Here is a 25423-nt window from a genome sequence, read left to right on the forward strand (position 1 = left end):
ACTCTGTATGTTAACAGGAGGTACTTTTTTTATCCAAGCGCATTTTCATTCATTACAGGAATGCTTCTTTTAAAAAGATTGACGGACTAATTCGTGATAATGCAAAGGAATTAAAAGTGTTTGATTTACGTCAACATAAACAAATGCAAGACTTATTTTTAAAAGCGATAGATAAATTGCCAAATGATAGGAAAGAATGGTTTTATGGCTACCAGTCCGTCAATAAGGCACATCCTTATATTGACCAACTCTCTACACTGTATTTGGAAACATATCATGCGGAAGAGATGGAGGAACTAGAAACATTATTAGACGAACAAGTAGCAGTAAATAAGCGTTTATACGGCGAAGGTAGTGATTCTTCCTATAAAGAAAATAAGCTGGATGAACTTTATGAGCGTATGGGAAATGCAGTGCTTACACAAATGAGAGAGTATCAAAAAGAAGTGGAGCGTCCTAAAAAAAGAACAAGTGGAATCAGAAATGGAAAGTATTATTATTATTTTAATCCACTTACAAAAGGGAGTGAGCTACGACAAGCAATGTTTCTTTTAAACAAGACAATGCGAAAGACATATCATGACTATCAAAATGAGCGTCATATTGCAGAGTTTGATAGAATGTTAGAAGGATATAATCATGAGATGTAGGAGGGAAAGAAATGGTAGCTAAAGTAATCGTCAATCGAATTCGCTGAAAAATATGTGACGATGTGATTTCATCAAAATATACGCATGATTTTAAAAGTTGTCAATGCGGTGCAATTTTTGTAGATGGTGGTACGGAATATCAGCGTATGGGTTGGGGAGCAGATCGTAAAGGTGAAAAGAATTTAACGATAGATGATTATATTGATACAAGTCTGTCGGTATTTGATGTATATTCAGAACGAGAATTTGAGTTGCAAGGTGTTATGGAAGTAATAGAAGAAGTTATTGAAGGAATATCAAAAATCAAAAATGGCGGAGATTTGTATAAAGCTATTTTTTTTGAAGAAAAGTTAAAAGGTCATTTATCAGAATTAGTTTTGTTGAAAAAAGAACTCAAGCAAGAAAGCGAGTAAAATATACCTTGCTCTCTTGCTTAATTGTTACAGTATCTAATTTACTTGTATTTACGAAGCTTTATAGTTTTTTTATATAGTGTATCAACTAGAAGTAGGAGGTTAAATCCGATAATTGACTTACATCCTTGTCACAACAACTTTTGTGACAATTTTTTTGTCTGATTTATGCTTCGGTATAGTCAAATTAGTATCTGTATTATAAAAACTGAATAATACAGAAGCCTTTTTAGATTTCTTGACATCAATAAAAAACTCCTTTATGATATTGTTAACCAGTTAACAAAGGAGAGATGTATAAATGGAAAGTACTAAAAAGAAAGTTTTAAAAGCATTACAAGAATTAATCACTACAAGGGAATCTATTAGAAAGGCTGAATCAAGCAATAAGAGAAATGTATTGTTTGGCGTTTCTTGGACACTCACGCAATTTCATATCGTTGCACTTCTTAAAGAACACGGAATGAATAATACAAATTTGGCTAAGGAACTTAATGTATCTAAACCAGCGGTTACTAAGGCAATCAAAAAACTATTGGAGCATCGTATTATTGATGAAAGACAAAATGAGGGAAACAAAAAGGAAATTTTTTATGTTTTAACTGAAAAAGGAGAAATAATGGCTTCAATTCATGATAGATTGCATAAAGAAGCTGAAGATCAATACTTGTCGCTTCTAAATTCTTTTACGAAAGAACAACTTGAGACAATTATTATCTTTTTAAATACTCTTACAAGTCATTTGAAAGATGAAGTTCTTAAGTAGGAGGAGAGAGGAAATTGAGTGAGAGTAATCAACGAAAAAATAAAATTATTCTTCTTTTATTAAGTATCTCTGCTTTTTTTGCTTCCTTAAACCAAAACATTTATTCACCCATGATACCTCTCATCCGAGACACTTTCGAAACTACAATTTTTTGGGTGAATTTAACGGTTAGTGGTTTTATTTTTATTACTGCAATCATGCAAGTAATTTTAGGAACGTTCATTGATACAAAAAACCAGAAGAAACTACTAGTGTTTAGTCTCATATTAACAAGTATCTCTATTTTATTCTGTGCATTCACAACAAATTTCGTTGTATTTTTTATCGCACGAATGTTTCAAGCGATTGGTACAGCGATGATCCCGTTAATCGCAGTGAATGTGATTGCGATTTTATTTGAAGGGGAAGAACGAGGGGATGCAATGGGAACATACCAAATCCTATTAACGTTAGCCCCAGCACTTGCACCAATATTAGGAGGTTTCATCGGGCAATACTATGGTTACTCGGGTGTATTCTTATTTTTATTCATTATTTCGATGATATTATTGATTTTTCTAGGGTATCAACTTCCAACACTGAATGGTCAACAAACAGTTGATGATAGAAAAGAACGTCATATGTATCAAAGATATAAAATTTTGTGGTCAAATAAAAAAGGAATGAATGTCATTGGAGTTGGTTTTTTGACTTTCCTGATTTATTTTTCAATACTGACATATTTACCTGTTTTATTGCATGACCATTATCAAGTCTCTTTACAGATTATTGGATTATTATATTTACCTTTAACGGTAAGTATGATCTTAGGTAGTGTTCTATTTAAAAAGTTACAGAGAAAATTCGATTTAGAAAAATTATATCATGTAACTTTGTTTCTAATGCCAATTCTTATTATTTTATTTGGTATTATTCTTGAAAAAAATATCATTATACTTAGTATCGTTTTATTTATTTATGGAGTTTTATTAGGATTTTCATCACCATTATTTTCAACTATGATTAGTAATCAATATACAAACGAAAGAGGATTAGCGTTAGGTTTATTTAATTTCGTTCGATATTGTGGCATGGCAATAGGGGCTGGTATTGTAGGAGTTAATTTCCTAAATTCAACTTCTTTATTCATTGTTCTTGGAATCCTATTTTTAGCATTTTCACTAGTGCTTAATCAAAACCAAAATGTTAAAATTAAAGAAGGTTCTGAATAGACAATAGGATTTGTATATGTAGGATGAATTATAATCGCTCACAAATAAATAATAATATGAGGGTTATGCTGTGCCGTTAAAAAGCCATATAACCCTTTTCTTGTTCTTAATTGTAATTTTTAGTTAAGGTTTGATGCAACTTTAAACCTAATCGTTTATTTTTAGAAAGTAGTGATATAGTTCTGTTTCTCCCAAAATTAGTGATTGGTAAAGCTGATAAATTCAAATGTCCGATATTGTTGGCAATTAGTTCAGGTACTATGGTTACCCCCATTCCAGATGAAACAGACCCGAGAATAAAGTCACTGAAATCTAATTCATTTAAAATGTTTGGTTTTTGACCTAAGGAATCCATTTGTTTAATAATATGTTTCCTCGTGTCACAAGGACTTTGATGAATAATGAGTGGCTCTTTACATAGTTCTTCAAGCCTCACTGTTTTTTGATTATTAAATCTGTGATTCAAAGGAAACACTGCATAATAACTTTCTGAAAATAATTCAAATTTTTGCAAGTATTTTCCATTGTATTCAGTATCTACTAGGATTGCATCCATCCTATCTTCCTGCAAAAATTGGTAGATAAATTAGGGAATGGATACAACTTTAAAATTAACATTTAAAATTTAATATTAATAATTTTTAATAAAATTAAATTTTTTATAGATTTTATATAGACTATCCAAAAATTGTATGCTATCTTCTATTCAAGAAGTGCTTCTTATAAGATATTTTAAAAGTTTTGAATTTGATTTTTAGTTTGTTCAATTATTTTGACAAGGGACAATACGAAAAAAAGAGAATCAGAACATGATAAAATACTTTAAGAAAATTGGATTATTATTAATGGCTTTCGTTTTCACACTTTCTATTAATGGACAAGTATCTGTCCACGCAAAAGAAGTAGGTGAATTATGGAATGAAAAAGATTTTCAAGTGGCTGTACTCGCGATTGATTACTTGAAAACTGATGAAGATGAAAACGGTAATATACTAATGGAAATAGTTGCTCCTGAAAAGTTAGATAAAGGTCTTAAAGAATTGGACTATCCATTGGATATTGATGAATTTCAGAAAAATATTGATAACTATAATGATATAATGGTTAATGAGAATGACGAAGGTGTAATGAATGATTTTTAAAATGAAGTGAAAGGTCAATATGAAGATATACAATCTGGAAAATATCCTGATCCAAATGTAATATCAACTAAAGCAATTTCTTGTAGTGATGTATTAGGTGCTATTGGATTAATTTACAGTGGCTCTTATGCAGCTTATGCAGCTACAGATGCTTTACTTGGTATTAGTGGCGGATTATCTGCTGGTATCCCGTTCATTATTGCTACTGTATATTACTTAGCAAGTTTACTCTGTTAATAAAGGAGTGGTATAGTGAATTTCTTTAAAAAATTTTCTTTTTCTTATGTGTTTTTGGGGATAACTATTATACTATTTTCAACTTCTTTTAAAAATTACGAAAATAGTTTATATATTACTTTATTATTTTTATTTATAGCTAACTTTACTTGTTTTGCAACTGAATATTTATTAACAAAGTATTTTGAAAATAAAGAAAAAATAGTGATAAGAAAAAAAGAGCAATGTATGCAACTCTTATTATGGGACAGGTAGCAGTTACATTAATTGTATTTTTTGCATTTAAGAATATTTTTCCGACTATGGTTTAAAAAAATATAAATGCCTTCGACGTTCTTAGAAAAAGGAAGAGTCTCTTTAAAAGCCTCTTTCTTTTTTAAAATACAGATTGGTGGATAGGCTACACTAAGTTGGATAGTTAAAATAAGAAAACGTTAACTTAAACAATTAGATTTCAAAGAAGTCTTATGCCTAATTTGTGCCTAAATGAACTGACTTTCTATGATTTTATTTGATGAATGAAATGTGTAATTGTCATATTCTATGAGTGGTTTGAGCGTTAATGATAGTGTTTGATAAATTGAAATCATCAGCGCTAATGCGTCGTTTTTAATCATCACGTACAATTACTGGCTCCACAGGCAAGAGCCGCCCTAGACCAAATGAAATATGAATCGCTGCTGAATTTGGTGTGGTATTAGGGACGGATACAACATCACATCAAAACGGTTCTGTAGGTGGGGAGATTACGAAGCGTCTTGTACAAATGGCAGAGCAACAATGAAATGGAAGAAACCTACAATAAAACTCTCCACATTGCATAGTATGTGATACGCAAGGTATTGGGACTTGTCATAAGCCTCTCGGAAAATCCGGGAGGTTTTTTATTTATCTGAAAGAAAAGAAGCTGGAAACAAACAATAGCATGCAAATAGCTATGAACCTTGCTGTTTGTTTGGGTGACGTGGATTTTTTTATAGTATTTACATAAAAGATTTACAATTTATTATAAATTGATCATTTTTTGTATCATATGTAAAAATATATTTGATCTTATTTTCTTAATATATTAAATTTATAGATAGGTACCTGATTTAAGATTGAATAGCTACGTAGCTTTCCATTAGTTATATGTTAAAAATTCAAAGGAAGGAAAGTGGTAATTATGAAATTGAAAAAAATTCTATTGTCTACCTTTGTTTTTTCTGTGATATTTTCTGTGTTTTTGTTAGGGCAAGGTTATCATGCTCATGCTGAGGAGGGAGATTGCCCATATGGTGATGGTATTCATAGAATGGCAGCCAAAGGAACAGCAGTTGTTAAAGATGAGAATACTGGAGACTATATATTCACAGGTACATTCTTTAAATGCAAAAATTGTGGCGATTGGATTGTAGTTTCAGGATATCCACAATCGGGAGGGTCAATCGGTAAATATATCACTGAGGGAACAATTACAGGCAGTTTGAGAGAAGGTTTTACCATTGAAGTTAACCCCGATTATGTCTACCATACTAAGGATACCAAACTTCCTGGTTATAGATTCTATAAAATGTGATTTCTTAATGAAATAGAAATATTTTTTACCATCCTTGCTACATGTTAATATGTAACAAAAGGGAAGCGTGTGTATTACATGAAATGTTAGAGCAAATAGTTCCTTGAAACAGCGATGCCTGGCTGCGTGTCGGTTAGTTTATTATTGAAACTGAATGCGTTATGATGACAGGAGGCAGCCGCTCATGCGTTGAAAGAAGGGATTCCAGGAGCGGAAGTATACGGGTTTGTGGCATCCCATTCGAAATGGAAGGCTCGATCGGTTAATCGGCGTGAGTGTTGTGAAGAAAAACTCCCAAACGATTCGTTTGGGAGTTTTTTATGTGATATGATAATAAAAAGCACAGACGTAGAAGAAGGTAATGAAGAGTGGAGTGGATTGAGAAATGGGATGGTTAGTCTTGACGCTAGTCGGGGTGGTAGCGGGTACGTTCGGAAGTTTGCTTGGGCTTGGCGGAGGAATTATTCTTGTACCGGCATTGTTTTATTTGTCGGAACTTGTTCCGGGGGCACCCGAGATTACGCCGCAACTAGCGATCGGCACTTCGCTGATACTAATTATTATTACAGCTTTATCTTCCAGCATCAGCTACGCTAAACAGAAGCTGATTGATTTTTCAAGCGCTCTTTTGTTTTTTTTCGGAAGCGCGCCTGGCGCTGTTATTGGAGCCTGGTTATCCGCTTTTTTTGATAAAGAATCTTTTAACATATATTATGGACTGTTCATGTTGTTGATGTTGTTCATCTTAACGTACCGTTCGAAACTGCGGCCCAAAAATGGGCACTGGAAAACAACAAGAACATACACGGATATAAGTGGTCATGTATATACATATGGATATTCTAAACCTCTTGCTATCGGCATCGCTTTTTTGGTCGGCATTCTATCCAGTGTATTTGGCATTGGTGGGGGAGCATTGCTTGTGCCGTTTTTACTTGTGCTGTTCCGTTTTCCGCCTCATGTGGCTGCGGCGACATCCATGTTTGTCATTTTGCTTTCTTCGCTTGTAGGTAGCGTAACGCATATTACGCTTGGACATATTGTATGGAGCGCAGTTATTGCCACCGCACCTGGCGCCTGGCTTGGCGGAAATCTCGGAAGCCGCTTGTCGCGCAAGCTTTCTGGAAAATGGCTTGAGCGTATTCTTCGTTTTGTATTGTTGCTGATCGCTGTTCGCATGCTTTGGCAAGGACTGGTGTAAGGGGGAAGTGTATGGGGCTAAACAAAAAAAACACCTTGCATATATTGCACACGAATGATTTGCACAGCCATTTTGAAGAGATGGCACGCATCGCAACAGGCTTGAAACAGCTCCGGCTTGAACTACAAAAGCAAGGGTACCCCGTCGTTACGGTAGATTTGGGCGACCACATGGACAGGATGCGGCTACAAACAGAAGCCACCTGGGGACAGGTCAATGTGGACGTATTGAATGAGACCAGGTATGATTTTGTTACCATCGGCAACAATGAAGGACTTACATTTCCGAGACCGAAGTTTAATGAATTGTATCGGAACGCGGCTTTTTCTGTCATCTGTGCTAACCTGCTGGATGCAAAAACGAAACAGCCTCCACCTTTTTTACGATCCTATACGATTACAAAGTACGGTGATTTTACGGTTGGCTGGATTGGAGTTACCGCTTCTTTTCCCGAAGTGTATAAGCTATTAGGATTTATCACGCTTGATCCCACGCGTGTCGTCGCCGAACAGGTGGCTAGCATTCGGCCTTATGTTGATATCATTATTGTGCTGTCTCATGTCGGCTATCAATGGGACGTGGAAATGGCCCGTAATATTGATGGAATCGATGTTATTCTGGGCGCCCACACACATACGTACCTTGCAGAAGGGGAACGGATAAACCATACGCTTGTTTGCCAGACAGGTAAGTTCGGGCAGAATATAGGACATGTCACGATTACATATGACAAGCTAAAAAAAACGATTTGTAAACTTGAGGCCCGTTGTTTACCCACTCACCTATACAAACCGGACGGGAAAGTGGAACGGATTGTTGATAGGCACAGAAGGCATGCTGAGCAGGTTATGGGAGAGGTCGTTGCTCGTTTAGAATACGATCTTCCTGTATCATGGGAAGAAGAATCACCGCTGGGGAATTTGCTTGCGGCTGGACTGCGTTCTTGGGTCGATGCAGAAATCGGAATTGTCAATTCAGGTACACTTTTGTTTTCCCTTGAGAAGGGAAATATAACCCGTAAGGATATTCTTTCACTTTGTCCGCATCCGATTAATCCTTGCCGGATGAAACTGACAGGCGAGCAATTGCTGGACATATTGGAAGAGTCCCTAAATGAGGAAATTATAAAAAAACAAATCCAGGGATTTGGATTCCGAGGCAAAGTGCTTGGATGTTTGTGTGTGGATGGGGCCGATATTTACTACAATCCTTTGGCACCGGTAGGCCGAAGAATCGTTCGAGTAGAGGTACAAGGACGCCCGTTACGGAAAAAACAGTTGTATTCTGTTGGAACAATTGATATGTTTACTTTTGGGATTGTTTTTCCTACTTTCCAAAAAGGATTGGGAACGAAATTTTATCTCCCTGAGTTTTTGCGCGATGTTCTGGAGAAGCAATTACGTACGAAAGAAGCGCTGGAAAAATCGTTGAACAGGCATTGGTATGCTGAGTAAACAGGGAATACTATATACATCTTGTTTGATGTTTCCATATTTATACTACGACAATGAACGGCAAAAGTGTATCAGTTTATCAAGTACGAAGTCATGTGCATATAGAAAAAGAACTGCCTGTACCGGCGGACAGATAGGAAAGGGGTAGTTTCATTCATGAAGTTAGTCGATAATATCTACAACCTTTATCGCGACAAACTGGTAGGAGAGGAAGAAGACGTTCCGGCTATTGTAATGAGTCTTCTTCACGGGCAGAGCAAAGAAGAATTGTTGCAGTGGATTCAGGAGATGCAGGAAACAGAAATTTATCAGATGCTTGGCCTTTATTTAATGGAAATGCTGCGAATGAAAATGGCCGAGGAAGGTGTAGGAGACGTTCGTCCAGAACCGTTGAGACAGCAAAGATATCATTAATGAGTCACTCTCCTTGGGCTGATGACATATTGTATTAAGGGAAAGGAAAAGGCACAAGGAGGAAAAAAATGTTATGATTGAGATGAGGCCTTTGCTGTTGAATGGCCATCAGGTCACAGCGGTCTCCGTCCAGCTTCCGAAAACGAATTTGTTAATCATAACGACAGAAAAAGGATATATTATGTGTGGCGCACTTGATATTGCCCTGTTGAATGAACGACTGGCAAGCAGGGGAATTATTGCGGGCCGCGCGCTGGACGTGAGGACTATTGAGCAATTGTTAGAGGCGCCCCTTGAATCGGTGACTACGGCGGCGGCTGAACAGGGAATTGTTCCGGGAATGAAAGGAAAAGACGCGATACTTGCAATGATGTAAAAAAGCTTTCCTATAGGAAAGCTTTTTTTAGGTCATTTATACAATATATTTCCTACCTTTGGATAGGTATAATGAGAAAAAGAGACTAGATAGTAATAGGGAGTTAAGAAGTATGAGATTAATCTCGATTCGTCATTGCCGGCCAGGCATGAGATTGGCGCAGCCGATTTGCACAGATCAGGGAACTATATTGCTCAATACCGACATGATACTGACAGGCAGTATGATTCAAAGGTTAGAACAAAAAGGAATTTATGCATTATACATACACGATGAAGCAACTGCGGATGTTGAAAGGAACGAAGCGGTTTCGGCTGAAACGAGGCAAATAGCGGCGAAAATGATTTATCGCGGATTTAATGAGATTATTCATGCGGAACAGAAGTGGAAGGCGCGCCTGTCCCCCGGCACACTTGCCGCATTTCGTACCGCATTTGAAGCGATTCTTAGTGATTTGAAGCATAACCATAGGGCGATGGGACTTTTGAGTCATATGTACATACAGGATCATTATGTTTATGCCCATTCTTTAAATGTAACCATTTACGCTACTGCTGTTGGGTTAGAATTAGGTTATAATGATAAAGAATTACTCGAACTCGGTATGGGAGCAATGCTGCATGATATCGGAAAGCTAATGGTTCCGCGCGAAATTTTGTATAAACCGGGTAAGCTTACGGATCAGGAATTTTTTCAGGTGAAAAAACATGCGGAATATGGATTTGAATATTTGCGCCATCAGCAGGGAATTCCGCTATTGAGCGCGCATTGCGCGTACCAGCATCATGAGCGGATGGATGGAACAGGCTATCCGCGCGGGTTAAAAGGGGACAACATTCATAAATATGCCCGCTTGTTGGCCGTATGTGATGTGTTTGACGCTTTGACAGCCAACAGAGTCTACCGCAGTGCGATGCTTCCTCATAAGGCTATGGAGATAATTTACACAGGTTCTGGAACCCAGTTCGAGAAGAAGGTTGTTGAAGCATTCCACAAAACAGTAGCGATTTACCCAGTTGGGCTTGCAGTGACGCTGAGCAACGGAGCTACAGGCGTTGTGGTAGATTATAACCGGGATTTGCCGGGGCGTCCGGTTGTACGAATTCTTAAAAATCCGGATGGAAGCAGCGCGGAGCCATACTACGAGATTGATCTTGCTAGGGAATCAACGCTGATGATTGTGCAATGTGATACAATTTTGTAGCTATAGGATGAGGTGAAACAAAATATGAAGTTAGAGAACTATGTCACAAGTACGGAAGATAACGTATACGCGATTAAGAATGTGCCGACCGAAGTTGTCGGCACTGTTTTTGCGAAAGTAAGCCGCAGTCCGCGCAGCTTCCGTGATAATTTGTACGATTTAATTAAAGAAGATATGCTGCATTTGCCGGATGTTGACATGATTTCGATGTTTAAAGAATCGGCGGCACATGCTGGTGGTTTCATGAAGAAGTGGGGGGTTGATTACGGTCATTCCAGCATTAAAGAGCATGCTTTTGCCCAATTCTGCATTGAAGGTGTATCTCGCTGGTTTACAGAAATTCTAGAAACGGTGCAGGCGGCGAAATGGCTATCTTTTACGGAATTTAGCCTTCGCTACCAGAAGCCGCAGGACTTCGTTGTTCCGCGGGAATTGGATCAGCATCCAGAATTAAAGGAACACTATATCACCTTTGGCAAAGAATGCTTTCGGAAATATGAAGAGCTTGTTCCGCTTTTCTTTGCCTTGCTTAAAGCAAAACACCCTGGCATGAAAGACAGTGCTGTAGAAAAGCTTGCGTATGAAAATGCGCGCAATGTGCTGCCTCTGGCCACTAAATCAAACGTAGCTGTCACCGGCAATGCTCGTGCTATTTCCGACGCGATTGCGGAAATGCTATCACATGAAGGGTATAGCAGCGAAGTGGTGGAGATAGCGCAGAAAATTCGCAAGCATACGACCGAAGTGCTGCCTTCGCTTATCAGCCATACGGAAGCGACGCCGTATCTTTGCTCTTATATGGCAGAGTTTTATCAGCGTCGTGTGCAGGAACCGGAAACATTGCCGGTGTATAACGGCCCGTTTGTGGAAGTGACGAAAGACGCCGCAGCGCTTGCGTTTACACGCTCGGATGATATGGTGCTGGGCGATCTGGCAAAGATGAACCGATTCAGCGAACTTCCCGCCATCATGCGCGCATTTGGTAAGCGTGTGGCGGTGACATGCTCCGAAGGCTGTCATCACCAGATTATCCGGCATCGTGCGTTCGACTTTTCACTTCAACTTCCGGATACGCGTTACGGCTTGATTCTTCCACAAGAAGCAGTGGAAGCATCCGGCACGCCAGAAGCGGAGCGCATCATCAATACATTGCTGACTATGCGGGCAGAGTCGCACCGATTGTACAATGAATTGGTGGAGAACGGCTTAATTGGCATCGCGCCATATGTTGTCTTGAACGCTAACGCGCGCCGATTGCCGTTTTATGCAAACATGTACGGACTGGCCCATTTCGTGACGCTGCGTAAGGAAGAATACGCACAGGATGAAATTCGCAGCGTGGCCTTTCAACTTGAACGTATTTTCCATGATATGGAACATTCTTTGCCTGGATTTGAGATGGATCGGCATTTGAAGAAATAAAAAAGCGCTTAGGGCGTTGGGCTACATGTTTTGTCCGTTCGCTATTCACGAACTTTCCCTTCTTTCTGTTGCTTAATTGCTTAAAAAGTAAACTCGATCGCAAAGCTGTTCTCTAAGCGGAGCACACAAAACATCTTGGTCGCTTAAGACACAAGATAGTTGTGTGCTCTTTTCCACTTTTTAACGGCTTTGTTGCAGTACAAAAGGAAAAATCGCGCAAAAAATCAATCAAGCCCGGGAAGAAGAGGTGAATGGATAAGTTGCTTAACATGAGAACCTAGGCGCTTTTTTTTGCACTCTTAGCCAGATAAAGCGAATATGTTATAAGATACAGTCCCATGAATACAATCGAAATACGATACATGACCGCGTAGCTGGTTGCCGTTGCTATGGTGCCGAGCAGCATAGCACCCGCGCCGATTCCCAGATCAAATCCGGAGAAGAACGTGCCGTTGGCGGCGCCACGCCGGTTGGGTGCCACCCTGTTAATCGTCCACGCCTGTAAGGTCGGCTGAATAGCGCCAAACCCGATGCCGTAGAATACAGAAGCAAGAATAAGTGACAACAAATTATTGGAATAAGATAAAAACAGCAATCCTACAGCTGTGAAGAATGCCCCTGGCAGCAGGATCCATACGTGTCCACGCCGATCAAACAGTTTGCCCGCCACAGGACGGACGATCATAACCATGAGAGCGTGAGTCAGAAAGAACCATCCTACGTTTGTAATTCCTGCTTCTTTGCCGAACAGCGTAATAAAGGTAACAATCCCGCCATATGTAAGCCCGAGCATTATTGCAAGAAATGAAGGAAATAGCGCCTTTACCTCTAACCATTCATCGAGTCGGTTACGATGTTTTGGCTCCGGAGAAGGAACGAAAACAGAAACATCTGGATAGCGAATGATCTGGGAAAGCAGAAAGCTTATCACAGCAAGCAATGTAGAAACAAAAAACAGCATTCCGAAGCCGGTTTTTTCTACAAGCCAGATGCCAAACAGCGGTGCAAGCGCCATCGCCAGCGTAGAAGAAAGGCCATAGTATCCCATGCCTTCTCCACGTCGTTGCGCCGGAATAATGTCAGAGACGACCGTTCCAAAGGAGGTGGTAGCAATTCCCCATCCGATGCCATGAATGACTCGCAGACTTAAAATAAGAAATACGGTTGTTGTCCAGTAGTAACCTGCCACCGAAAGAATGAAAATAAGCAGACCGATAGCCATTACTTTTCTCCTGCCGAGCGTGTCAAGTGCTTTTCCGGCGAACGGGCGAGCAAGCAGAGCGAATACGGTAAAAATCCCGATAACAAGCCCAATAGAGAATTCGTTGCCACCGCTTTGCTCCACATATACAGGAAGCGTTGGGATTAACATTTGAAAGCTGGTAAACAGAAATAGGTTCGATACGGTTGTCAATATAAAATCCCGGGTCCAAAGGGCGGGAGAAACGTCAGTTCGCGAGGGAGCTTTCATATGCTCATCTCCTTTTTGAGAATGCTTTACCGTAATTTTACGATAATCTCGATAGAATGTCCTTTCATTATATATATGGTTTTGTCAGAAAACGTGTCTTCTAACCAAGAGGAAGCAGGGGTTTTTGTTTGCGTAAAGTGAATCGAAAGAGCAGGAGCGAGAGGGAAAGGGAGGGGAAAACATGAAGAGAAAGCCTTCGCATTTTGCTATGCTAGAGACGGCGCAAACATGATAGGCATACCGGATAGACCGTGGCAGCGTGTTGCTTGCCCCGTTTCCTTTCATATCGAGTAAACATCAGCTTAATATACAGATATATTTCGATAGGTTGCAAAAAAATTCAACAAAATGTGTCTAAATTGTGAACTTTTTCTTCTAATTCTTCTCTTTTTCGATATAATTCGATAAACTGTAAACGTTGTTAGTGGAAAGAGATAGAAAGAAAAAGATTTCCTTAATTATAAGAGGTGGCCTATTATATAGAAAATTTTACTTGCCGAATCCACAGTAACGTGGAACGGGGGACAATTTATTTTTGGGGTGGATCCGTGCAAGCGGAAAGAGACCTTCTCCTCTTAACCCGTCAACTAACCTCGTAGGCATGAAGGGAGTAAAACTAGGCTATGAAAAAAAAGAAAATTATGATATTTGCGATTTCTGGGACAATCGCTCTTAGCGCTTTGTTTGCGCCTATAGGTACCCGTACAGCTTCCGCAGCCGAAAATTCTCTTGTGGAGATAGCAAAAAGTTTAATAGGAACGCCTTATAAGTGGGGGGGAACCACCAAAAGTGGTTTTGACTGTTCCGGATTTTTGAATTATCTCTTCAAAAGAGAAAAGATTTCTTTGCCGCGTACGGCAGCTGCTATGTATCAGAGAGGAACACCGGTTTCTCGTTCTCAGTTACGTACGGGTGATTTGGTATTTTTCAAGACGTCCCGTCGTGCTCCTGTAACACATGCGGGTATGTATATTGGAGACGGGAAATTTATTCATTCTTCCAGCGGCCGTGGTGTTGCTATTAATGATATTAATGATAAATATTACTGGGGAAAACGTTATGTAGGCGCGAAGCGCATCTTGAAATAAGCGGAGTATTTATTTACATACATCTTGCTATTAACTCCTAACTGCCATAAGGACGGTTGGGGGTTTTTTAATTTTTTACGGATGCCCCCCATAAACACGTTATTTAGCTCGAAGAAAATAATTAAGTGGGAACCATATATTTACTGGTTTGCTAACTTCCGAAGGCCATCAGGATACGTTAGATTGGATGGTGATAACATAAAAAATTACTGGTAGAAATAAAGCGGCGTAAGCAGGCTTTATTTATATGAAAATAGTAAGGGAAAGGTGGGTTTTCATCATGAAACGAAAATTTACCAAGCTAGCGTTGGCTATGGGTTTGTCACTAAGTGTGGTTTCTGTAGCTTCCGCGGCCAACTTCAAAGACTTCGACAACTTTTACTGGGCGAAACCCGCAGTGGATAAATTAGTAGCAGAAGGGATTGTGTCCGGTTATAAAGACGGAACGTTTAGACCAGGCAAACAAGTGTCCCGCGCAGAATTTGTAACAATGGCCAACAAGGCGTTTGGCAAGTTCAATGAAAATGCAATTGTTGATTTTAGCGATGTGCATAAGTATCAATGGTTCTATCAGCAAGTTGCTTCCGCTTATCAAGCAGGTTATGTCACCGGATATCAGGGCAAGTTTGCACCGAATAAGCCCATTACACGTTTTGAGGCGGCAGTTATGATGGCACGTCTGCTAGAACTGGATGTGACAAAAGTCGACACCGCGCAAAAGCTTGATGATTTTAATCAAATACCGGTGTGGGCGGTCGGCAGCGTCTCTGCTCTGGTAGACAAGAAAGTGATGAAAGGATATACGGATAACACCTTCCGTGGAGCTAAATATATTACACGCGCAGAAGCGGCTGTGTTGATTGAACAAGCGCGCGCATATCTCTATGGTAAACTAAAGTAATATTGGTATATTTTGTGGCGTTATACTTCTTCCGGCCTGAAAGCGGTGCTTTCAGGCTTTTTGTTTGCTCCCGCTTTCCACAAAGAAGCTATTCTGTTCGCTCCACTTTGGTAAAAGCGGTGCTGGATAGAATGTCTTTTAGTCCTAGACTGCCGGCTTTGGGCATATATTGCAGCAAGGGGGTGGAAACATGGGAAGGAAGAGATGGCGCGGAAGAAACGTTCGTTCCCCGATCCCTTCGAAATATATGTTTTTAATTTCCCTCCTGATTTTTTTGGGTCTTACTTTTCAAACATTCTACTATATAGAGAAAAATATAGAGCCGGCCATTCGTGAAATCGCCCGCATCCGGACGGAGCAACTAGCGACCAAAGTGATTCATGATGCTATCGGTCAAAAAATAATTAAAGATGTTAACTTTAAAGAACTTGTGCAGCTAAAGGAAGATAAAGAGGGAAAAATCCAGGCCGCCATTTTTAACCATAATGAATATACGCGTATTGCGTTGGACACGATGGAAAATGTGACCCATGCGTTGAAAAACTTAGAAGAGGTGCCGCAGACACTTCCGCTAGGTCAGGCGCTGAAGAGCAATTTGTTGGCACAACTAGGCCCCGACTTGCCACTTACGCTTGTACCATTCGGAAGCGTGCATGTCGAATTGGAACCGAGAATGAAAGAAGCAGGCATTAACATGGTATTGATTACAGTTGTTATTATTATCCAGACAAAGGTAAAAATTGTAATTCCTTTTGCAACGCAGCCGGCGATTGTAAAAATGGAAATCCCAGTTTCAAACGCGCTTATCGTCGGAAATGTGCCCCAATTTTACTATGACGGCAAAGGACGGCCGACAGGAAGCGAAATTCCGGGCGTACAACCACCCAGTATCGTGCCTCCTGTACAAACCAATAGCATAGAAATTCAGAAATAGTGGATGCATAGGTTTAGCCAAAATCATTTTTGGGAATAATATAATTATTAGCTTTAAAAATTTTTCTCTCTCTCTTTCTCCCCCTTATTTTTCCACTGCAAGAACGGCAGTGGATTTTTTTTTGTCTTTATGATTAGGAATAAAATGGGTAATTAAGATAATTCTATCGAACAAAGTATTGTGATATATTGTAAAATAGAAAAGAAGGATGTAAGCGATTTCACAGCTGGTTGTAAGAGTGGAAACAGAAGATGAATAAACAGACAGCATAAAAAGGAAGGATAAAGAGAAAGCGGCAAGGCTGGCATAGAAAACTAGGCAAAAGAAAGCATATGTAGTATGTTGAGAAGAATGAATGCTCATTCAATAAAATTACATAAATGAAGAGGTGGGATAGCGTGAACATGTTATGGGGACTCTTGGGGATTCTTGTTGTGCTCGGGATCGCATTCTTATTTTCTAATAACAAAAAGTCGATTAAACTGAGGCCCGTGCTGGGTGGTTTGGCGATTCAACTAGTATTTGCATTTATCGTCCTGAAATGGGAAACAGGGAAAAAGTGGCTGGAAAAATTAACGATGATCGTTACAGAAATTACGGGTTACGCAAATGAAGGAGTTAAATTCTTATTTGGCGGTTTATATACGCCCCAATCCGGAATTACTTTCGTATTTGCATTCCAGGTATTAACCGTTGTTATCTTTTTTTCCGCTCTGATTTCCGTGCTTTATTATCTCGGCATTATGCAATTGATTATTCGAATTATCGGAGGTGCGTTGTCGTGGCTGCTTGGAACGAGTAAAGCGGAATCAATGTCCGCTGCCGCAAACATTTTTGTCGGACAGACGGAGGCACCGCTTGTTGTTCGTCCCTACATCGCGACAATGACCAATTCGGAATTGTTTGCGGTGATGACCGGTGGACTGGCCTCGGTGGCGGGTTCTGTGCTTGTGGGCTACTCGCTGCTTGGCGTGCCATTGGAATATTTACTGGCAGCCAGCTTTATGGCGGCACCGGCCGGCCTTGTGATTGCAAAAATTTTCGTGCCGGAGACGAAAATACCGGAAACCGCTCCGGGAAGCAAATTGGAGTTCAAAATGGATGAGGACTCGGAATCGGTTAACGTTATTGACGCTGCTGCGCGCGGCGCAAGCGTCGGTTTGCACCTTGCGCTTAATATTGGAGCTATGCTGCTTGCTTTTATTGCGCTTATCGCTCTCATTAACGGGGGATTGGGCATTATCGGTGGCTGGTTTCATTACGAAGGATTATCTTTGCAGAAGATTCTCGGATTTATTTTTGCCCCTCTTGCATTTGCGGTCGGTGTGCCATGGTCTGAGGCGATCATGGCCGGAGGCTTTATTGGTGAGAAGCTTGTATTAAACGAGTTTGTAGCCTATACTGATTTCGCTCCGCAAATTAAGAATCTTACACCGAAAACGGTAGCGATTGTCAGTTTTGCGCTCTGCGGCTTTGCCAATCTGTCCTCCATGGCGATCCTTTTGGGCGGGCTCGGAAGCCTAGCGCCGAACCGGAGGCAGGATATTGCGCGTCTCGGGCTGCGGGCCGTGGCGGCCGGTATGCTCGCTTCACTGTTAAGTGCGGCAATGGCTGGTATGCTTGTGTAAAGAAAAGTAAAGGGAGGTCTGTCGTATGAGGATGGTTGATTTAATCGAAAAGAAGCGGGACGGAAAAGAATTAAGCAAAGCGGAAATTGATTTTATTATTCAAGGTTATACGAAAGGCGACATTCCTGATTACCAGATGTCTGCCCTAGCGATGGTGATTTTCTTCCGTGATATGACACAAGAGGAGCGAGCGCATTTAACAATGGCGATGGTGGAATCGGGCGATCAGATTGATTTGTCAGCGATCGAGGGGATCAAGGTGGATAAGCATAGCACCGGCGGCGTAGGGGATACAACGACGCTTGTTCTTGCCCCGCTGGTAGCTTCGCTTGGCGTGCCGGTGGCCAAAATGTCCGGGCGTGGTCTTGGTCATACTGGCGGCACCATTGATAAGCTGGAATCAGTTCCGGGATTTCATGTAGAAATTGATAATCAACAGTTTAATGAGCTTGTCAACAAAAATAAAGTCGCTGTTGTGGGACAGAGCGGCAACTTAACTCCTGCGGACAAAAAATTATACGCATTGCGTGATGTTACCGCGACGGTAAATTCGCTCTCGCTTATCGCAAGTTCTATTATGAGCAAAAAAATCGCGTCTGGCGCTGATGCTATCGTCCTTGATGTAAAGACGGGTAGCGGTGCGCTTATGAAAGAGCTAGAACAGGCGCGCGAACTTGCGCGGGCGATGGTGGATATCGGGAATCGTGTGGGTCGTCAGACGATGGCGATCATTTCGGATATGAGCCAGCCGTTAGGTTATGCGGTGGGCAATGCCCTGGAAGTAAAAGAGGCAATTGATACGTTGCGTGGCCATGGACCAAAAGATTTGGAAGAGCTTTGCCTGACGCTGGGCAGCTATATGGTATATCTTGGAGGAAAAGCGCAAAGCCCGGAAGAAGCGAGAGAGAGATTAAAAGAAGCGATTGCGAACGGTCAGGCACTTGAAAAGTTTAAAACATTTTTGTCTGCTCAAGGTGGAGATGCTTCAGTTATCGATGATCCATCCAGATTGCCGACAGCAAAATATGTATTCGAAGTGGCAGCGCCGGCAGAGGGTTATATCGCTTCCATTCAGGCGGACCGGATCGGCACAGCAGCAATGTTGCTCGGCGCAGGTCGTACAACCAAAGATTCAGCTATTGATTTGGCTGTTGGCGCGGTGCTGCGGAAAAAGGTTGGCGACACCGTACAGAAAGGTGAACCGCTTGTGGCGATTCACAGCAATCGCGAAGACATAGCCGACGTAAAGAGAATGATTGAGGATGCGTACAGAATTACACCAGATGCAGTTAGTGCTCCTCCGCTCATTTACGACGAAATCCGTGCATAAAAATATGGAAAAGTCCTGCGGAAAGACCGTAGGACTTCTTTGTGGGCCCACCGGGTTTTGGGGTGTTTACATTTCCAGCTTTTTATTTCATCGAAAGCATATTTGATAATATAAAGGCTATTGTCTAATTAATCTGAAGAAGGTAAAATGACGTACTTGGGTGGTAATATAAAAACAACACCAATCTAGGGTAAAATCAACTCATACAGTGGGAGATGTTAACAACATGGAAGCACATGAAACAACCTACTATGATGCTGTTATTGTAGGCGGTGGATTGGCCGGCTTATCGGCCGCAGCTTATTTGTCCAAGAAGGGAAAGAAAGTTGTTGTATTAGAACGCGGTAACCTTGGTGGAAGGGCCGTCACGCTAAAAATTAAAGGCTTCGCGTTTAACTTTGGTGCACATGCGATTTATGGCCGCGATACTTCCGTGCTCCGCAAATTTGAGAAAGAGTTAGCTATTCACATCGACTGGAGAGATTTTCAGCCCAACAAGGCGAAATATGACATCGGTGACAGATTAACGGATGTGCCTGCCAATATTCAAGGTTTGTTCAGCACTTGCGTATTGAACAGCATGGGTAAAATCAAATTCACGTTTGAAATTTTCAAAACGATGCTGCATATGGAGAAAGGACATCCGCACCTCTCCATTGCAAAGTGGATGGAGGAAAAAGAAATTAGTCCTGACGTCAAGGATATGATGTTAACTCTTGCTTCCTCTAACTTCTTTACCCGGGAACCGGAACGAATTCCGTCCGATGTATTCTTTAATTATTATCAGCGCCTGTTTACAACCAACAAGCCAGTTGCATACATTGGCGGCGGCTGGCAAGCGCTTATTAATGAGTTTGTTCGCGTTATCGAAGAAAATGGTGGTACCATTATTACGAAGGCAAAGGCGGAAGCGGTGGAGGCAGAGAATGATCGCGTGATAGCTGTACAGACAACACAAGGGATGTTCAGAGGCCATGAGTTCCTGTTTTGCATTCCGCCGAAAGAGCTGGAGAAAATTGTAGTAGGTACAAAAATCGAACATTTTATTAAGCAATACTCAAGCTATGAGCCGAGTTATGTATATGTGTACGATGTCGGTTTAGCAAAGCGGATCGATGTGCCATACACGTACATTTACGATAAGAAGAATAAAATGTTTATCACCGACATTTCACACTATGACGAAACATGTGTGCCGGAAGGCGGCCAATTACTACAGGCTATTGCATACCTAACAGAAGAAGATCTGAAAGATAAAGAAAAAATTCAGGAATATCACGAAAAAATCGAAGCGCTTTATGATAAACACTTCGCCGGCTGGCGTGAACAGCTGGTGGTGCCACGCGTATCCAAGCGCGCCGCTGCGCAGGAGATTAAGTGGACGATGACCCAGAAACCGATGCCGCTTTATTTGCCGGATTACCGAAATGTATTCTTTGCGGGCGATTGGTGCGAAGGCAAAGGGCAATTGTCAGAACTGTCGTTTCACAGTGCGTATGAATCGAGCAAACTCATCTTGCAAAAATATTCTTACGTATGAAAAAACGAAAAAGCGTAATGGGGTAGGTTTATAACTGGGTAAAAAGGGGAAGAATAAAAAGTAGTTATAGGAATAAGTGTCTCCCTATATTCTCCCCCTTTTTCTCTGCCGCCTTATTTAGGCGGCTTTTTTTCTTTGTTAGAAAAAACTTATAAAAGACTAAATTTATAGACAAAAAATCCGATAACTTAATTCCTAGATAAAAATAAAATTATGAAACGAATTTACCAAATAGAAGATAGGGGAGAGTGTGATGAAAAAAGTGCGAAAAACAATTAAAAACAAATTAATCTATGCTTTTGCCGTCCTTTTGCTTCTTCCAACGCTTGTCCTTGGCATAACCGCTTATAAGACAGCAGAACGGAAAGTAAATGAACAAATTGTACGCAGTGCAAAAGAAAATATAGAATTAATGGATAAATTTATTACCCGAACGATAGAGCCTGCGATAAAGGAGGCTGAGTATCTGGCCGCCACGCTTGAGAGAACATCTGGAGAAAACCAAGCGCAAATGTTGCAGAGTATTAAAACATTTCAGTCGCTCCATCCTGAGATGTTGCACACGTTTGTAGGCTTAAAAAACGGACAAATGCTAGTTACACCTTTTGATCTTCCAGATGGATATGATCCCCGCACCAGCATTTGGTATAAGCAAGCAATGAACAGTCCCGGGAAAGTGTTTATTACAGAACCGTATGTAGATACAGGAACAAAGGATATCGTCGTCACTATTTCTGTTGCATTGCAACAGGGAGGAGGTGTAGTGGGTCTAGATGTAAATTTGAAAGCGTTATCTGACAATATTAAACAGATTAAAATTGGTAGAGAGGGTTACGCATTTATTCTGGATCAGGCGAAAAAAGTTGTTTCTCATCCGGTACACAAAGCGGGTGAAAAGGCTGACTTTGCTGGGGTTGAACCTATTTTTGCTTCACATTCCGGGGATTTTGAATACGAGGTGGAAGGTCAGGAAAGCCATGTCTTTTTTACGACGAATCAATTAACAGGTTGGAAACTTGCCGGTGTGATAAGTGTGGATGAAGCGAAGAGTGAAGCGAGCCCAATTTTCGTTGTTATGCTTATTGTGTTGATTGCTGCACTACTATACGGAATTTTACGAAGCTACTTTGTTATTCGTTCTATTATGGTACCGCTGAGAAGTATAAAAGAAATCGCTCATCGGATTAGCGAAGGGGATTTGCGTGAACGGATTCAGGTACATACAAACGATGAATTCGGCGAATTAGGCGAAAGCTTCAATTATATGGCGGATTCGTTGTCCGCAATGATCCGCGAAGCGCACGAGAAATCAGAACAGCTCGCCGCTTCATCCCAACAACTAAACGCAAGCGCTGATCAGACAAATCAGGCGACCGAACAAATTACTTCGGTGATGCAAGAAGTAGCCGCCGGCTCAGAACGTCAGGTGGAAGGGATAGAGAAAACTGCACGAACGATTAACGAAATGTCTGTGAATGCCCGGGAAATGGCTTCTCGTGTGCAAGCGGTAAATGCTGTGGCGCTTCAGGCAAACGATATGTCAATAAAAGGAAATCAGGTGATTCAGCAGGTAGTGGGCCAGATGCAGTCCATCGATGCGACAGTACGGGGCTTAGCCGGAATGGTGCAGGGACTTAGTCAGCGTTCACAAGAAATTGGGAAAATTATAGAAGTGATTACAACGCTTTCAAACCAAACGAATTTGCTTGCGTTGAATGCCGCCATTGAAGCGGCGCGTGCTGGTGAGCATGGCCGCGGATTTGCGGTGGTAGCTGATGAAGTGCGTAAATTGGCTGAGCAGTCCACGGAATCAGCCGGCAAAATTGCATCCCTTATTCATTCCATCCAACAGGAAACAGCAGCTGCTGTCCAATCGATGACCACCGGCACTCAAGAAGTAGAACATGGAATGCGGGTTGTAGATGAAGCTGGCCAATTATTTGCGCAAATCCAGAAGTCTGTTGCGGAATCGGCCACCGAATTTCAGAAAGTACTGGCGGCGGTGGAAGAAGTGGCGAACGGCACCAAAGAGGTTGCGGCTACGGTAGAAATGATGTCACGCATTATTGACGCAAACTCTGGTGACATTCAGACCGTGTTCGCGGCAACAGAAGAACAGCTGGCGTTTATGCAGGAGATTTCTGCTTCTTCTACTTCATTGGCGAAAATGGCGGATGAATTGCATGGACTGGTTCGCAAATTTATTTTGTAGCCGTTTTTTACGCCGTCAGTCATATGATTGACGGCTTTTTCCTACTATAATGATAAGTAGAAAACAGGCAGGGAGGAATGGATAACTATGGCGCAGAACAAGGCGGAGATGACGAACAAGTTTCGCACGTATGTGCGAAAGATGGCTGACTATAAAGAAGCGGTCGCAGTATTGAGTTGGGATGTAATGACGTGCGCTCCTGTGCGCGGTAAAGAACAACGGGCGGAAGTTATCGGGATGCTGTCCACAGAGCTTTTTAAACTTGGCATTGCTCCGGAAATGGGCGAGATGCTGGATAACCTTTCCGATACAGATACGTATGAAGCATTGGACCCGGTAACACAGGCAATGGTGCGAGAGCTAAAAAAGGAATACGACAAAAATAAAAGCATTCCGGCGGATTTGTTTCAAGCGTATACGGTGCTGACGGCGAAGGCGCAGGCTATCTGGGAAGAAGCAAAGCGAAACAACGATTTTGTGGCGTTTCAGCCGTATCTGGAGCAGATCATTGATCATCTAAACCAATTCATTGATATTTGGGGATATGAAGGTCATCGGTACAATACGCTTCTGGATCGTTATGAACCGGGAGTTACAGTTGAAATGATCGATCCGTTGTTTGCTGATTTGCGAAAAAAATCGGTGGAATTGTTGGAAAGAATTCAGGCGAACGGCAAGCCTTCGGATACTTCCTTCTTGCGGAAGCATTACCCGGCCCAGGCTCAGCGTGAGTTCAGCAAGTTTGTATTGCAAAAAATCGGTTACGATTTTACTGCTGGACGGCTCGATGAAAGCGCCCATCCATTCTCGACCGGACTTAATCTTGGGGATGTGCGGATCACGACGAAGATCTACGAGCATGACTTGCAAATGGCGTTGTATAGTTCTATCCACGAGGTCGGACATGCGATATACGAGCAGAACATTGCGCCTGAATTGGCCGGGACATTGCTTTGGGAAGGTGCATCCATGGGTATCCATGAATCGCAATCCCGTTTTTGGGAAAATATAATAGGGCGCAGCGAAGCGTTTTGGAGTTGCTTTTATTCGGAAGCGGCCGCCATGTTCCCGGGGCCATTCGCCGGCGTTTCTGTGAATGCGGTATACCGAGCGGTCAATCAGGTACAACCGTCGCTTATACGGATTGAAGCCGACGAGTTGACATACAATTTACATATTATGCTGCGTTATGAACTGGAGAAGGCGCTGATTACCGGTGATTTACGGGTGGCTGACTTGCCTGGAGCATGGGCGGAAAAAATGAGCGACTACCTAGGCATTACGCCTCCTAATGACGCACAAGGCGTGCTACAGGATGTACACTGGTCAGGGGGAGATTTCGGATATTTTCCTACCTATTCACTGGGCAATATTTACGCGGCACAATTGGAAGCAGCGCTTTCCCGGGATATTCCAGATTACAGGGAAGCAGTGCGCCAGGGTGAGTTTGGCATCATTACGCGCTGGATGAAGGAGAAAGTGCACCGCCACGGTAAAATGTTGCTTCCGGCAAAAATAATCAGAGAAGCGACCGGCGAAGGAATCAATGCCACTTATTTAATCGCTTATTTGGAGAAAAAGTATACAGATGTCTATGAGCTTGCATAATTCAACTTTTTTTCGTTTTGTTACATTATGATATAAATAAATTTGGGGCAAAGGATGAAGAAAGAATATGGATAAAGTTCTTTTTCTTAAAAGCTTTCTGCGCTCCCCTCTCCAAGTGGCCAGCATTATTCCGAGTTCCCCGTTCCTCGTGAAACATATTACGAGCCATATTAATGAAAGGAAGCCGCGGATCGTTGCAGAACTAGGCGCGGGTACAGGGGTGCTGACAAAGGCGCTGGATGGAAAATGTCCGTCCATTGAATCGCTGCTCGTATTTGAAAACGAGGAAAACCTGAATCGGCATTTACAGGAGCAATTTCCACATCTGCGGATATACACGGATGCCTTTAATCTTCCTGAAGTAATGCAGGAACGAAACATAGAGCACCTTGATTGTATTGTATCGGCCTTGCCTGTTTCTTGGTTTTCGGCTCAACAAATCGAACAGTTGCTGGATATGGTTCACAGCCATCTAAAGCCAGGCGGCGATTTCATCATGTTCCAGTTTTCGTTGCAGATGCGCAAGCATTTAAAACGAAAGTTTAATCATATTTCCATTCAATATGTACCATTAAATTTTCTCCCAGCCTTTGTATATTTCTGCCACAAACAGTAAAAAATCTGCCCTGCGTTTACTGGCAGGGCAGATTTTTTTCGGAGTTT

At 41.5% G+C, this 25423-nt stretch carries 24 protein-coding genes, 1 pseudogene and 1 riboswitch; of the genes and pseudogenes, 23 read left to right on the forward strand and 2 right to left on the reverse strand.

Features of this window, described 5'->3' with window-relative positions:
• Positions 1-47: 47 nt before the first annotated feature.
• From mobL to ACH33_RS03240, 4 genes are all read left to right on the forward strand, one after another.
• Positions 48-650 carry a relaxase MobL gene (gene mobL, locus ACH33_RS03225; protein ID WP_257721597.1) on the forward strand — a complete coding sequence of 201 codons (603 nt, stop codon included), beginning with the start codon at positions 48-50 and terminating at the stop codon, positions 648-650.
• Between the two features lie 50 nt (positions 651-700).
• Positions 701-1063 carry a DUF7695 domain-containing protein gene (locus tag ACH33_RS19790; protein WP_429638001.1) on the forward strand — a complete coding sequence of 121 codons (363 nt, stop codon included), beginning with the start codon at positions 701-703 and terminating at the stop codon, positions 1061-1063.
• A 301-nt stretch (positions 1064-1364) separates the two neighbouring features.
• A complete protein-coding gene (locus tag ACH33_RS03235; protein WP_057897718.1) occupies positions 1365-1829 on the forward strand; it encodes a MarR family transcriptional regulator in 465 nt (154 codons plus the stop codon).
• Positions 1830-1843: 14 nt separating this feature from the next.
• On the forward strand, positions 1844-3040 hold the full coding sequence (locus ACH33_RS03240) for an MFS transporter (RefSeq protein ID WP_057897719.1): 1197 nt from the start codon (positions 1844-1846) through the stop codon (positions 3038-3040).
• Between the two features lie 106 nt (positions 3041-3146).
• Here ACH33_RS03240 and ACH33_RS03245 read toward each other — a convergent pair whose 3' ends face one another.
• Positions 3147-3611 (reverse strand): LysR family transcriptional regulator substrate-binding protein, encoded by a 465-nt coding sequence (locus ACH33_RS03245; protein WP_257721584.1) that lies wholly within the window; start codon positions 3609-3611, stop codon positions 3147-3149.
• A gap of 238 nt (positions 3612-3849) precedes the next feature.
• On the opposite strand from ACH33_RS03245, the gene ACH33_RS03250 reads away from it, so the two are divergent.
• The 10 genes and pseudogenes from ACH33_RS03250 to ACH33_RS03290 all read left to right on the forward strand — a co-directional run bounded on the left by ACH33_RS03250 (position 3850) and on the right by ACH33_RS03290 (position 12048).
• A complete protein-coding gene (locus ACH33_RS03250; protein WP_057897721.1) occupies positions 3850-4182 on the forward strand; it encodes a hypothetical protein in 333 nt (110 codons plus the stop codon).
• 6 nt (positions 4183-4188) lie between these two features.
• Entirely contained in the window at positions 4189-4419 is a 231-nt protein-coding gene (locus ACH33_RS19050; protein WP_139184966.1) for a hypothetical protein, read from the forward strand.
• A gap of 629 nt (positions 4420-5048) precedes the next feature.
• Positions 5049-5203, forward strand: a pseudogene (locus tag ACH33_RS18515) (small, acid-soluble spore protein, alpha/beta type).
• 381 nt (positions 5204-5584) lie between these two features.
• Positions 5585-5977, forward strand: a complete 393-nt coding sequence (locus tag ACH33_RS03260; protein WP_057897723.1) for a hypothetical protein — start codon at positions 5585-5587, stop codon at positions 5975-5977.
• Between the two features lie 385 nt (positions 5978-6362).
• Positions 6363-7178, forward strand: a complete 816-nt coding sequence (locus ACH33_RS03265; RefSeq protein ID WP_057897724.1) for a sulfite exporter TauE/SafE family protein — start codon at positions 6363-6365, stop codon at positions 7176-7178.
• 11 nt (positions 7179-7189) lie between these two features.
• Positions 7190-8632, forward strand: coding sequence for a bifunctional metallophosphatase/5'-nucleotidase (locus tag ACH33_RS03270; protein WP_057897725.1), 1443 nt, complete (start codon positions 7190-7192; stop codon positions 8630-8632).
• A 156-nt stretch (positions 8633-8788) separates the two neighbouring features.
• Positions 8789-9046, forward strand: a complete 258-nt coding sequence (locus ACH33_RS03275; protein ID WP_057897726.1) for a DUF6154 family protein — start codon at positions 8789-8791, stop codon at positions 9044-9046.
• 73 nt (positions 9047-9119) lie between these two features.
• Positions 9120-9422 (forward strand): YunC family protein, encoded by a 303-nt coding sequence (locus tag ACH33_RS03280; RefSeq protein ID WP_057897727.1) that lies wholly within the window; start codon positions 9120-9122, stop codon positions 9420-9422.
• 112 nt (positions 9423-9534) lie between these two features.
• A complete protein-coding gene (locus ACH33_RS03285; RefSeq protein WP_057897728.1) occupies positions 9535-10626 on the forward strand; it encodes an HD-GYP domain-containing protein in 1092 nt (363 codons plus the stop codon).
• Between the two features lie 24 nt (positions 10627-10650).
• Positions 10651-12048, forward strand: a complete 1398-nt coding sequence (locus ACH33_RS03290) for an FAD-dependent thymidylate synthase (RefSeq protein ID WP_057897729.1) — start codon at positions 10651-10653, stop codon at positions 12046-12048.
• Positions 12049-12325: 277 nt separating this feature from the next.
• Here ACH33_RS03290 and ACH33_RS03295 read toward each other — a convergent pair whose 3' ends face one another.
• Positions 12326-13519, reverse strand: a complete 1194-nt coding sequence (locus ACH33_RS03295) for an MFS transporter (protein ID WP_057897730.1) — start codon at positions 13517-13519, stop codon at positions 12326-12328.
• Positions 13520-14003: 484 nt separating this feature from the next.
• Positions 14004-14135: riboswitch (cyclic di-AMP (ydaO/yuaA leader) on the forward strand.
• Positions 14136-14142: 7 nt separating this feature from the next.
• Here ACH33_RS03295 and ACH33_RS03300 point away from each other — a divergent pair.
• The 9 genes from ACH33_RS03300 (at position 14143) to ACH33_RS03340 (ending at position 25376) form a co-directional block, all read left to right on the forward strand.
• Positions 14143-14607, forward strand: a complete 465-nt coding sequence (locus ACH33_RS03300; RefSeq protein ID WP_057897731.1) for a C40 family peptidase — start codon at positions 14143-14145, stop codon at positions 14605-14607.
• Between the two features lie 280 nt (positions 14608-14887).
• Positions 14888-15508, forward strand: a complete 621-nt coding sequence (locus ACH33_RS03305) for an S-layer homology domain-containing protein (protein WP_057897732.1) — start codon at positions 14888-14890, stop codon at positions 15506-15508.
• A gap of 190 nt (positions 15509-15698) precedes the next feature.
• Positions 15699-16442, forward strand: coding sequence for a sporulation protein YunB (gene yunB, locus ACH33_RS03310; RefSeq protein WP_057897733.1), 744 nt, complete (start codon positions 15699-15701; stop codon positions 16440-16442).
• A gap of 398 nt (positions 16443-16840) precedes the next feature.
• A complete protein-coding gene (locus ACH33_RS03315) occupies positions 16841-18070 on the forward strand; it encodes a NupC/NupG family nucleoside CNT transporter (RefSeq protein ID WP_057897734.1) in 1230 nt (409 codons plus the stop codon).
• A gap of 25 nt (positions 18071-18095) precedes the next feature.
• Entirely contained in the window at positions 18096-19400 is a 1305-nt protein-coding gene (locus ACH33_RS03320) for a pyrimidine-nucleoside phosphorylase (protein ID WP_057897735.1), read from the forward strand.
• 226 nt (positions 19401-19626) lie between these two features.
• A complete protein-coding gene (locus ACH33_RS03325) occupies positions 19627-20940 on the forward strand; it encodes a phytoene desaturase family protein (protein WP_057897736.1) in 1314 nt (437 codons plus the stop codon).
• A gap of 253 nt (positions 20941-21193) precedes the next feature.
• Positions 21194-23152 (forward strand): methyl-accepting chemotaxis protein, encoded by a 1959-nt coding sequence (locus ACH33_RS03330; protein ID WP_057897737.1) that lies wholly within the window; start codon positions 21194-21196, stop codon positions 23150-23152.
• 87 nt (positions 23153-23239) lie between these two features.
• Entirely contained in the window at positions 23240-24760 is a 1521-nt protein-coding gene (locus ACH33_RS03335) for a carboxypeptidase M32 (RefSeq protein WP_057897738.1), read from the forward strand.
• A gap of 67 nt (positions 24761-24827) precedes the next feature.
• A complete protein-coding gene (locus tag ACH33_RS03340; RefSeq protein WP_057897739.1) occupies positions 24828-25376 on the forward strand; it encodes a class I SAM-dependent methyltransferase in 549 nt (182 codons plus the stop codon).
• Positions 25377-25423: the final 47 nt, after the last annotated feature.

This window comes from Aneurinibacillus sp. XH2 (genome assembly GCF_001439585.2).
GTDB classification, from domain to species: domain Bacteria; phylum Bacillota; class Bacilli; order Aneurinibacillales; family Aneurinibacillaceae; genus Aneurinibacillus; species Aneurinibacillus thermoaerophilus.

What these genes read in the sequence shown, in the direction of transcription:
- ACH33_RS03235 (WP_057897718.1), top strand. Translation starts at nt 1,365, where the DNA reads ATGGAAAGTACTAAAAAGAAAGTTTTAAAAGCATTACAAGAATTAATC.
- ACH33_RS03250 (WP_057897721.1), top strand. Translation starts at nt 3,850, where the DNA reads ATGATAAAATACTTTAAGAAAATTGGATTATTATTAATGGCTTTCGTT.
- ACH33_RS03260 (WP_057897723.1), top strand. Translation starts at nt 5,585, where the DNA reads ATGAAATTGAAAAAAATTCTATTGTCTACCTTTGTTTTTTCTGTGATA.
- ACH33_RS03265 (WP_057897724.1), top strand. Translation starts at nt 6,363, where the DNA reads ATGGGATGGTTAGTCTTGACGCTAGTCGGGGTGGTAGCGGGTACGTTC.
- ACH33_RS03270 (WP_057897725.1), top strand. Translation starts at nt 7,190, where the DNA reads ATGGGGCTAAACAAAAAAAACACCTTGCATATATTGCACACGAATGAT.
- ACH33_RS03275 (WP_057897726.1), top strand. Translation starts at nt 8,789, where the DNA reads ATGAAGTTAGTCGATAATATCTACAACCTTTATCGCGACAAACTGGTA.
- ACH33_RS03280 (WP_057897727.1), top strand. Translation starts at nt 9,120, where the DNA reads ATGATTGAGATGAGGCCTTTGCTGTTGAATGGCCATCAGGTCACAGCG.
- ACH33_RS03285 (WP_057897728.1), top strand. Translation starts at nt 9,535, where the DNA reads ATGAGATTAATCTCGATTCGTCATTGCCGGCCAGGCATGAGATTGGCG.
- ACH33_RS03290 (WP_057897729.1), top strand. Translation starts at nt 10,651, where the DNA reads ATGAAGTTAGAGAACTATGTCACAAGTACGGAAGATAACGTATACGCG.
- ACH33_RS03295 (WP_057897730.1), bottom strand. Translation starts at nt 13,519, where the DNA reads ATGAAAGCTCCCTCGCGAACTGACGTTTCTCCCGCCCTTTGGACCCGG.
- ACH33_RS03300 (WP_057897731.1), top strand. Translation starts at nt 14,143, where the DNA reads ATGAAAAAAAAGAAAATTATGATATTTGCGATTTCTGGGACAATCGCT.
- ACH33_RS03305 (WP_057897732.1), top strand. Translation starts at nt 14,888, where the DNA reads ATGAAACGAAAATTTACCAAGCTAGCGTTGGCTATGGGTTTGTCACTA.
- yunB (WP_057897733.1), top strand. Translation starts at nt 15,699, where the DNA reads ATGGGAAGGAAGAGATGGCGCGGAAGAAACGTTCGTTCCCCGATCCCT.
- ACH33_RS03320 (WP_057897735.1), top strand. Translation starts at nt 18,096, where the DNA reads ATGAGGATGGTTGATTTAATCGAAAAGAAGCGGGACGGAAAAGAATTA.
- ACH33_RS03325 (WP_057897736.1), top strand. Translation starts at nt 19,627, where the DNA reads ATGGAAGCACATGAAACAACCTACTATGATGCTGTTATTGTAGGCGGT.
- ACH33_RS03330 (WP_057897737.1), top strand. Translation starts at nt 21,194, where the DNA reads ATGAAAAAAGTGCGAAAAACAATTAAAAACAAATTAATCTATGCTTTT.
- ACH33_RS03335 (WP_057897738.1), top strand. Translation starts at nt 23,240, where the DNA reads ATGGCGCAGAACAAGGCGGAGATGACGAACAAGTTTCGCACGTATGTG.
- ACH33_RS03340 (WP_057897739.1), top strand. Translation starts at nt 24,828, where the DNA reads ATGGATAAAGTTCTTTTTCTTAAAAGCTTTCTGCGCTCCCCTCTCCAA.